This window comes from Salinicoccus jeotgali (genome assembly GCF_039538805.1).
Lineage (GTDB): Bacteria > Bacillota > Bacilli > Staphylococcales > Salinicoccaceae > Salinicoccus > Salinicoccus jeotgali.
The window spans coordinates 1-8067 of sequence record NZ_BAABCK010000050.1 but is presented as its reverse complement, the minus strand read 5'-3'; the positions used below and the strand labels follow the sequence as shown (position 1 = coordinate 8067).

General features: G+C 46.9%; 12 protein-coding genes. 8 read left to right on the top strand and 4 right to left on the bottom strand.

What is annotated here, in order from left to right; genetic code table 11:
• Positions 1 to 202, top strand: a 202-nt coding sequence (locus tag ABD734_RS08095; RefSeq protein WP_344703193.1) for a hypothetical protein, incomplete at its 5' end; no start/stop codon positions are given.
• A 78-nt stretch (positions 203 to 280) separates the two neighbouring features.
• Here the strand turns inward: ABD734_RS08095 and ygs are convergent.
• The 4 genes from ygs to ABD734_RS08075 all read right to left on the bottom strand — a co-directional run bounded on the left by ygs (position 281) and on the right by ABD734_RS08075 (position 1925).
• Positions 281 to 661 (bottom strand): S1 domain-containing post-transcriptional regulator Ygs, encoded by a 381-nt coding sequence (gene ygs / locus ABD734_RS08090; RefSeq protein ID WP_344703191.1) that lies wholly within the window; start codon positions 659 to 661, stop codon positions 281 to 283.
• A 116-nt stretch (positions 662 to 777) separates the two neighbouring features.
• Entirely contained in the window at positions 778 to 1035 is a 258-nt protein-coding gene (locus ABD734_RS08085) for a DUF1871 family protein (RefSeq protein WP_344703189.1), read from the bottom strand.
• The gene (locus ABD734_RS08080) at positions 1013 to 1219 is read right to left on the bottom strand and encodes a hypothetical protein (RefSeq protein WP_344703187.1); all 207 of its coding nucleotides are present in this window, start codon (positions 1217 to 1219) and stop codon (positions 1013 to 1015) included. Before ABD734_RS08080 ends, ABD734_RS08085 begins: the two co-directional genes overlap by 23 nt.
• A 115-nt stretch (positions 1220 to 1334) precedes the next feature.
• Positions 1335 to 1925, bottom strand: coding sequence for a peptidylprolyl isomerase (locus tag ABD734_RS08075; protein WP_344703185.1), 591 nt, complete (start codon positions 1923 to 1925; stop codon positions 1335 to 1337).
• A gap of 207 nt (positions 1926 to 2132) precedes the next feature.
• On the opposite strand from ABD734_RS08075, the gene ABD734_RS08070 reads away from it, so the two are divergent.
• Genes ABD734_RS08070 through mnhG form a run of 7 tightly spaced genes read left to right on the top strand, consistent with a single transcriptional unit; the run spans position 2133 to position 7923 of the window.
• Complete coding sequence (locus ABD734_RS08070; protein ID WP_344703184.1) at positions 2133 to 4544, top strand: Na+/H+ antiporter subunit A; 2412 nt, start codon at positions 2133 to 2135, stop codon at positions 4542 to 4544.
• Positions 4513 to 4980 (top strand): Na(+)/H(+) antiporter subunit B, encoded by a 468-nt coding sequence (locus ABD734_RS08065; RefSeq protein WP_344703183.1) that lies wholly within the window; start codon positions 4513 to 4515, stop codon positions 4978 to 4980. Before ABD734_RS08070 ends, ABD734_RS08065 begins: the two co-directional genes overlap by 32 nt.
• Positions 4980 to 5321, top strand: coding sequence for a Na(+)/H(+) antiporter subunit C (locus tag ABD734_RS08060; RefSeq protein WP_344703182.1), 342 nt, complete (start codon positions 4980 to 4982; stop codon positions 5319 to 5321). The genes ABD734_RS08065 and ABD734_RS08060 overlap by 1 nt, the downstream gene beginning before the upstream one ends.
• A complete protein-coding gene (locus ABD734_RS08055) occupies positions 5311 to 6804 on the top strand; it encodes a Na+/H+ antiporter subunit D (protein ID WP_344703181.1) in 1494 nt (497 codons plus the stop codon). The genes ABD734_RS08060 and ABD734_RS08055 overlap by 11 nt, the downstream gene beginning before the upstream one ends.
• Entirely contained in the window at positions 6805 to 7284 is a 480-nt protein-coding gene (locus ABD734_RS08050; RefSeq protein WP_344703179.1) for a Na+/H+ antiporter subunit E, read from the top strand. It abuts the gene before it with no gap.
• Positions 7281 to 7580 carry a Na(+)/H(+) antiporter subunit F1 gene (locus ABD734_RS08045; protein ID WP_344703177.1) on the top strand — a complete coding sequence of 100 codons (300 nt, stop codon included), beginning with the start codon at positions 7281 to 7283 and terminating at the stop codon, positions 7578 to 7580. Before ABD734_RS08050 ends, ABD734_RS08045 begins: the two co-directional genes overlap by 4 nt.
• A complete protein-coding gene (gene mnhG / locus ABD734_RS08040) occupies positions 7558 to 7923 on the top strand; it encodes a monovalent cation/H(+) antiporter subunit G (RefSeq protein ID WP_344703175.1) in 366 nt (121 codons plus the stop codon). Before ABD734_RS08045 ends, mnhG begins: the two co-directional genes overlap by 23 nt.
• The last annotated feature ends 144 nt before the right edge of the window (positions 7924 to 8067 follow it).

The window sequence follows — 8067 nt, the reverse complement described above, 5'->3', positions numbered from 1 at the left end:
CTCCGAAAAAACTGAAAAAGCAGGGCCTATTTGGCATGCCGACATCCCTATCCAGCGGGGCGCCCCGCTGGATAGGGATGAAAAATATGGAATATATGCTTGTAATCTATTGACTAATCGTAAGAAATACCTCGGAAACGTCCAGTATAGCTTGATGCTTTTGGACCATTCAAAATATGAATGTAAAAATTATTCAGGATGAAATATAGATTTCCATAAAAAATGCCCAGGCCACTACAACTTCTGCTGCAGTGGCCTGGACATGCTTCTTCTAGGCCCATCATTTATCCTTCAAATGTCTTTTCGCCGTATCTATCCATTCCGGCATCTTTTGTCTAATGGACTCGAAGCCATATTCTTCCGTGTCCTTGATCTGATCCAGAACGGAACGTCTATCCCGTTTCCGCTCCTCGTTTTTGAAGTATTCATTTTCCTTCAATGTAAGGTTCAGTTTCCCATTCTTATCCACGCTGAGTACTTTAGCCCTGACGATCTGGCCCTTGGATAAAAATTGGTTCACATCGTGCACATAATCATTCATCACTTCTGAAATATGGATGAGTCCTTCTTGATTATCAGGGGTTTTGACAAAAGCACCATATGGCTGGATACCAGTTACTTTGACTTTGATGAACTGGCCTTTCCGATATTTTTTTGCCAATTGGATTACCCCGCTAACTTTTCAGTTATCATACGCATGAACCATTTTATCACAAGCAATCGTGTTTATCGAATCAAACACTGCCAAAAGAAAAAACCGCAGGATTGAACCTGCGGTCATACATCGTTATAGAGTCGTTTGAGTACTAGAGCCCTTTCAGTTATCGGATGGATTTCTGCCAAGGGTATCACGGTTTCGAACGACTGGTTGAAGATCTCCTGGATCGCCCGGCCCACAACGTGTGCATCATCACTTTCATATATGGCGGATATGGTGTCATATATTTCCGGGTCATAATCAAAACCCGCTTCCAGCTGAAGCGGGTTCCAGTCTGAAATAAGTTTGTAGAGTTCAATACCTGCTTCTGGGCTCATCGCTCTCCTGCTCCATCCGCTTCATCACCTGTTCTTCGAACTCCTTCATTTTCTGCTCCTGTTTCTCGGAGTAGCGCTTAATCAGGCGATAAGCCAAATAAGCCAGAAGCATGCAGATCGCCAAAGTGATGAAGGCGGGTATATATTCACTTTTATCTTCAGGGAAATATAAAAATGGCATCATAAATATTCACTCACCTTTGCTCCATACAGTATAACAAAGGTCTATTATGAATCGAGACCCTTTTAGTGACTATTTTGTGAGCGTTTATAACAAACTTCTTTATGGAAGTCTAAGGCTACTTTGTCACTTCGATTGTTTCTATCTTGACATCTTCTTTCGGACGATCTTGTGCACCTGTCTCTACGTCTGCGATTTTCTCCACTACATCCATGCCCTCAATGACATGACCGAAAACCGTGTGGCGCTGATCGAGCCAAGGTGTACCACCTTTTTCCTTATAGGCTTCAATGATCTCAGCTGGATATCCTGCACCTTCAAGCTGGTTAATCATCTGCGCCGGCACTTCAGATGCCTGGACGATGAAGAACTGGCTGCCGTTCGTACCAGGGCCTGCGTTCGCCATGGATAGGGCGCCGTAAAGATTGAATGCTTCTGTTGAGAATTCGTCCTCGAACGTTCCGCCGAAAACACTCTCTCCGCCCATGCCTGTGCCTGTCGGGTCTCCGCCCTGCACCATGAAGTCCTTGATCACACGGTGGAAGATCTGTCCATCATAATAGCCGTTTTTTGCATGTGTCGTGAAGTTCTCGACCGTTTTCGGGGCGATGTCGCCGAACAGCTTGACTTTAACGTCCCCATGATTAGTGCGGATGATTGCGGATGTTTCGTTGCTGGCTACCTCTGTCGTCAATTGTGTAAATGCCATGAATAATATGCCTCCTGATTTCATTTATTGCAATTTTAACATTGAAATTATAAAAATATAAAATGAATTTTCTATGAAAAATATTGCCTTTTTTCCTATTTAACACTATACAGACATTCTATATTTTTTCAAACCCTATACATTTATTTAGGTGTCGCATTGCTGTATAATTGCAATATATATTGTAAAAATGAAGGAGGATATACTTTGACGCTGATACATATGGCGATATTACTGCCCCTGGTCGCTGCGGTGGCGATCGGCATCATCTATAAATATTACAAACGCATTCACCTGGGCTGGTTCGTATTGCCTGTCCCTGTCATAATTGCCATCTACCTGGCAACATTCATCCCAAAGGTGAGCAGCGGTCCGATACTTGAGACTATGCAAGTGATGCCCCGTATAGGGATGAATTTCGATGTCTACATAGACGGTCTCGGCCTCCTGTTCGCCATACTTATATCAGGGATAGGCGCACTGGTTGTACTCTATTCGATCGGTTACCTGTCCCACCGGGAAGACCTGGGCAACTTCTATGTCTACCTGCTCATGTTTATGAGCGCGATGCTCGGCGTCGTCCTGAACGATAATGTTCTGATGCTCTACCTGTTTTGGGAATTGACTTCCATTTCAAGCTTTCTTCTGATTGCCTTCTGGTTCATGAAGGAACGTTCATTATATGGCGCACAGAAGTCCATGCTGATAACCATGTTCGGAGGATTCATGCTGCTTGGGGGGTTCCTGACTCTTCATACGATTACAGGCACATACAGCATCCGTGAGATGCTGGCACAGGTTACGCTCATCCAGGAAAGTCCAGTGGCACCGATTGCCATTGTGCTCATCCTGCTCGGTGCTTTCACCAAGTCGGCACAATTTCCATTCTATATCTGGCTGCCTGATGCTATGGAGGCACCGACGCCTGTCAGTGCCTATCTGCACTCAGCCACGATGGTCAAAGCGGGCATATATCTCGTTGCACGCCTGACGCCATTATTTGCATTCTCCGAATTATGGGTGTGGATCATTCTGCTCGGCGGGTTGATTACACTTGCCTGGGCATCCTTCAATGCAGTACGTAAAGACGATCTGAAGGCAGTATTGGCATTTTCCACCGTCTCCCAGCTCGGCATGATCATGTCGCTGCTTGGCCTTGGTGCACTGAGCGTGGTCACCGGTGCCGGCGAGGCATATTTCTCGATTGCCGTTGTGGCGGCGGTATTCCACCTCATCAACCATGCGACCTTCAAAGGTGCACTTTTCATGATTACTGGAATACTCGACCATGAGACAGGCACAAGAAGTCTGAAGCGCCTCGGCGGCCTTTTGACCCTTATGCCGATCTCGTTTACGTTGACTTTCATTACAGCGTTATCAATGGCGGGGCTGCCGCCGTTCAACGGCTTCCTGTCGAAGGAACTTTTCCTTGAGGCGATGATCCATGTGTCAGATGCTGATTTTGCTTCATTGGCGAATATTGCTTTTATATTCCCTCTGCTTGCAATAGTCGGAAGTATATTCACTTTCATCTATTCCATACAGATCATCTTTGGCGTCTTCTTCGGTAAACGTACTCATGATACACCAAAGGAACCCCATGAAGCGCCTGCCCTGATGTGGATATCCCCAGCGATACTTGCCGGACTCGTCATTACATTCGGACTGTTCCCGAACGTATTGTCAGGTTCAATAATCGATCCGGCCGCCATGAGCATAATGGCGACTGATGCGCCGCTCGGCACCCATATCTCCATGTGGCATGGGTTTACGAATCCTGCTCTATGGGCGACGATTGCCATCGTCATCATCGGTTCATTGTTATTCTATTTCCGGGACAAGTGGATGTTCATATATGATTACCATAAAGAGCGTTTTACCTTGAATTATGTCTATGACCAAGGGCTCATGCACAGCAGATTCGCTTCAAGAAAAGTGACCGATAGCTACATGACAGGCTTCATCCGTTCCTATCTGGCCTATATCTTCATGTTTTTCGTCGTGTTGGGCGCCATCTCACTATGGAACACGGGTATACAGGTCGACTTTTCGGATATGGCACCTGTCGGCATCCAGGAAATGATTCTTGTAATGATCGTCCTGATATCGATTACGGTCATACTCGTCACCAAATCCCGTATCGTTTCAATCATCATGCTCAGCGCAATCGGTTTCGTGATGGCCCTGTTCTTCGTGTTCTTCAGGGCACCAGATCTAGCTCTGACGCAGCTGGCCATCGAAACGGTAACAACAGCGTTGTTCCTCGTATGCTTCTACCATCTTCCAGCAAGAAGCAAGCATCCGGAACGCATGCGCTTCAAGTTCACTAATTTCCTTGTGTCCCTTGGAGTCGGCATCATCGTCATCATGATCGGCCTGATTGCATACTCCAATCAACTGTTCGACCGCATCAGCCAGTTCCACATCGATAATGTCAAAGAACTCGGTGCCGGCGGCAATATGGTCAACGTCATACTCGTCGATTTCCGTGGCTTCGATACCTTGTTTGAAACATTGGTGTTCGGCATCGCCGGAATCGGCATCTATGCTCTAATGAAACTAAGACTAAACAGAAAGGATGAGACAGATGAAGCAAACCCTGAAGAAAACCGGGCATGATAAAGTGGATAGACGGATGAACGACGTCTTTTTGCAGTTCACTGCGAAACTGGTATTCCTCATCGTCATCATGTTCTCATTCAACCTTTTCTTTGCCGGCCACTATACACCAGGCGGCGGTTTTGTGGGAGGATTGCTTGCTGCTGCAGCATTGATATTGCTGTTGATCGCATATGACAAGAAGACACTGCAACGGATGGTTCCGATCGACTTCAGGTTGATCATTACATCTGGATTGGCGTTTGCAGTCGGCTTGCCTACGCTATCCTTCCTTTTCGGCACACCGTTTTTCACGCACCAGCACACCCACATAGAAATACCCTTATTCGGTGATGTGGCTCTCCACTCCGCCGTTCTGTTCGACCTTGGGGTGTTCCTGACAGTGGCTGCGACTACGCTCTTGATCATAGTACTTGTCGGGGAGGCGGAAAACTGATGGAACTGATAACAATTCTACTGAGTGGTATACTGATCGGTTCTGCCGTCTACCTCATGCTATCAAGGAGCGTCATCCGCATCATCATCGGCACAGCTTTGTTGAGCCACGGCGTGCACCTCATGCTGTTGACGATGGGGAAACTCAAGCGTGGCAACGTGCCTGTACTTGATGAGGCAGTCGAAAGCTACACCGATCCCCTGCCGCAGGCGCTTATATTGACCGCGATAGTCATCGCCTTCGCGCTGACTGCATTCATTCTGGTCCTTGCCCTAAGAGCCTACGGAGAGTTGGGGACAGATGATGTTGAAGAAATGAAAGGAGTTCCACATGACGACTAACATATTGCCATTGCTGCCCATAATCATTCCTTTCTTCACCGGAATAGTGATGCTGTTTACAGGCAGACGTCCTTTGGCACACAGAGTAATGGCGGCAGTAGGCAGCCTGCTTGCCCTCATCGCCACCATCTGGCTTACCATCCATGTTTACCAGAGCGGCACCATCGTCACCTACATCGGCAGCTGGGTCGCCCCGTTCGGCATCAGTGTCGTCATCGATATGGCTGCCGCCCTGCTGCTGTTAACGACGGCTATCATCACCTTATTCACTGTCATCTACTCATTCCAGTCGATCGGCATTGAACGGGAGAAGTACTATTATTATGTCATGGTAATGTTCATGATCACGGGAGTGAACGGTGCATTTTCCACCGGGGACATTTTCAACATGTTCGTCTTCTTTGAGGTGTTCCTACTCGCATCTTATGTACTCATCACTCTCGGCGGCACGAAGATTCAACTTCAGGAAGGCTTCAAATATATCCTGGTCAACCTGATTTCTTCGAACTTCTTCGTGCTTGGCCTGGCGTATCTCTATTCTGTAACAGGCTCATTGAATATGGCGGATATCTATAATAAATTATCAGCTTTTGAAGGGAACTACAGTATCATGACGCTTGTCGCCGTCCTGTTCATCTTCGTATTTGCGACAAAAGCGGGTGTGTTTCCACTCTACTTCTGGTTGCCCGGCTCCTATTATGCGCCACCTATGCCAATACTCGTCCTTTTCGGAGCGCTTTTGACCAAGGTTGGTGTATATGCCATTGCACGGACATACAGCCTATTCTTCATCGACAATATAGATTTCACAAACCAGATTCTGCTGCTAATTGCTTTGGCGACGGTTGTAATGGGGTCAATCGGTGCCCTCAGCTACACTGATATGAAACGCATCATCATCTATAATATACTTATTGCCGTCGGTGTCATCCTTGTTGGTGTGGCAATGATGGATCAGACTGGTCTTATCGGGGCCTTCTACTACCTCATACACGATATGCTCATAAAAGCGGCACTCTTCATGCTGGTGGGTTATCTGATCTATCGCACGGGGGAGACCGGCATCCAGAAACTTGGCGGTCTGATCAAGCTGCATCCATGGACTGGATGGATGTTCTTCATCGCTGCGATGGGACTCACCGGAGTCCCACCGTTATCCGGATTTTATGGCAAGCTTTTCATCGTCCAGTCGACCTTTGAAAATGACCATTACATCTCTGGAATCATTGTACTCCTCTCGAGTCTTGCCGTACTGTATTCTGTAATCAAGATTTTCATCGGGGTATTCTGGGGCAGCGACATGGATTTCTCGAAGCTGCGCCCGATTAAAAGCGATAAGATATTATTTGCATCCTTCGCTATGGTCATACTGTCGGTTGTATTCGGACTTGCTGCTGATGCCCTATATCCACTCTTTGATATGGCTGCGCAATCTTTCTATGATCCGGCTTCTTACTCCAACTACTTGACGGAGGTGGAATAGATGGCTCTACAGATACTCATAAACCTGGCACTTGCTTTCCTATGGATGTTCATCGGTTCGAATTTTACCGTTCCTGCCTTTACGACCGGCTATCTGCTCGGCCTATTGTCAGTCTATATACTAAGGGGATTCCTTCCAGGTTCATTCTATCTGAAGCGGGTCTATGCGATAATCCGCCTCACCTTCATCTTCATCATCGAGTTGATCAAGTCGAACATTGAAGTTGTTAAAATCGTACTGCGTCCGAAAATCGATGTGAAGCCTGCATTTTTTGCCTATCCATGCGATTTAAAAGATGAGTGGGCAGTTAGTCTGCTATCGGCTCTCATCACTTTGACGCCCGGTACATTAGTCGTTGCGATTTCAGATGACCGTTCCATCCTATATATCCATGCCTTAGACATTGAGGATGCGGAGTCCGAGATCAAATCCATCAAAGACAGCTTCGAACATCCGATAGAAGAGGTGAAGAAAGCATGACAACTTTTTTGGACATCATCATAATTATCAGCATCATCATCCTGGCTTTCGCCATGCTCGGTATGATCTACCGCATGGTCAAAGGCCCTTCACTGCACGATAAAGTGGTGGCGCTTGATGCGCTTGGCATTTTGCTGATGGCCATGATCGCACTGATGGCCATGACGCTGCGCACCACTTATCTGCTCGTTGTCATATTGCTGATCGGCATTCTCGCCTACATTGCAACAATCGCGTTTGCGAAATATCTGGAGAAAGGCGTGATCTTCGAAAATGATAGAACTGATAATGACTAGCATCATTGCCTTCTTCATCCTGGGAGGCGCCTTCTTTGCAGCAGTCAGTGCCCTTGGAGTCATCCGCCTGCCTGATGTGTACTCGAGGCTTCATGCAGCCTCGAAGAGTTCCACTCTTGGGGTGATGATGATGATGACCGGTACTTTCCTGTACTTCTGGTATATAGAGGGCCATGTGGACAGCAAGCTGTTCCTGGCAGTACTGTTCGTCTTCATCACTGGCCCGGTCTCGGCGCATATGCTCTCCCGAAGCGCATTCCACGCGGATGTAGAACCTGCCGAATCGACTGTGTTGAATGAATTGAAGCGAGATGAAACGCGGGAGGAAGAATCCGCCCAATAAAAAAACGATGGATATTTTAGACTAACCTAATTATTTGAGACAATATAAAACACCTTCGAAATGGTACAATGTTCATCAAGTACTGAATCGGAGGTGTTTTTGCATGGGCAAAAACGTATATTCAAGTGAGACCAAGTGGGCAGT

Excerpts from the sequence above, each read along its gene's own strand:
- ABD734_RS08085 (WP_344703189.1), bottom strand. The coding sequence starts at position 1,035 with ATGAGCCCAGAAGCAGGTATTGAACTCTACAAACTTATTTCAGACTGG.
- ABD734_RS08080 (WP_344703187.1), bottom strand. The coding sequence starts at position 1,219 with ATGATGCCATTTTTATATTTCCCTGAAGATAAAAGTGAATATATACCC.
- ABD734_RS08075 (WP_344703185.1), bottom strand. The coding sequence starts at position 1,925 with ATGGCATTTACACAATTGACGACAGAGGTAGCCAGCAACGAAACATCC.
- ABD734_RS08065 (WP_344703183.1), top strand. The coding sequence starts at position 4,513 with ATGAAGCAAACCCTGAAGAAAACCGGGCATGATAAAGTGGATAGACGG.
- ABD734_RS08060 (WP_344703182.1), top strand. The coding sequence starts at position 4,980 with ATGGAACTGATAACAATTCTACTGAGTGGTATACTGATCGGTTCTGCC.
- ABD734_RS08055 (WP_344703181.1), top strand. The coding sequence starts at position 5,311 with ATGACGACTAACATATTGCCATTGCTGCCCATAATCATTCCTTTCTTC.
- ABD734_RS08050 (WP_344703179.1), top strand. The coding sequence starts at position 6,805 with ATGGCTCTACAGATACTCATAAACCTGGCACTTGCTTTCCTATGGATG.
- ABD734_RS08045 (WP_344703177.1), top strand. The coding sequence starts at position 7,281 with ATGACAACTTTTTTGGACATCATCATAATTATCAGCATCATCATCCTG.
- mnhG (WP_344703175.1), top strand. The coding sequence starts at position 7,558 with ATGATAGAACTGATAATGACTAGCATCATTGCCTTCTTCATCCTGGGA.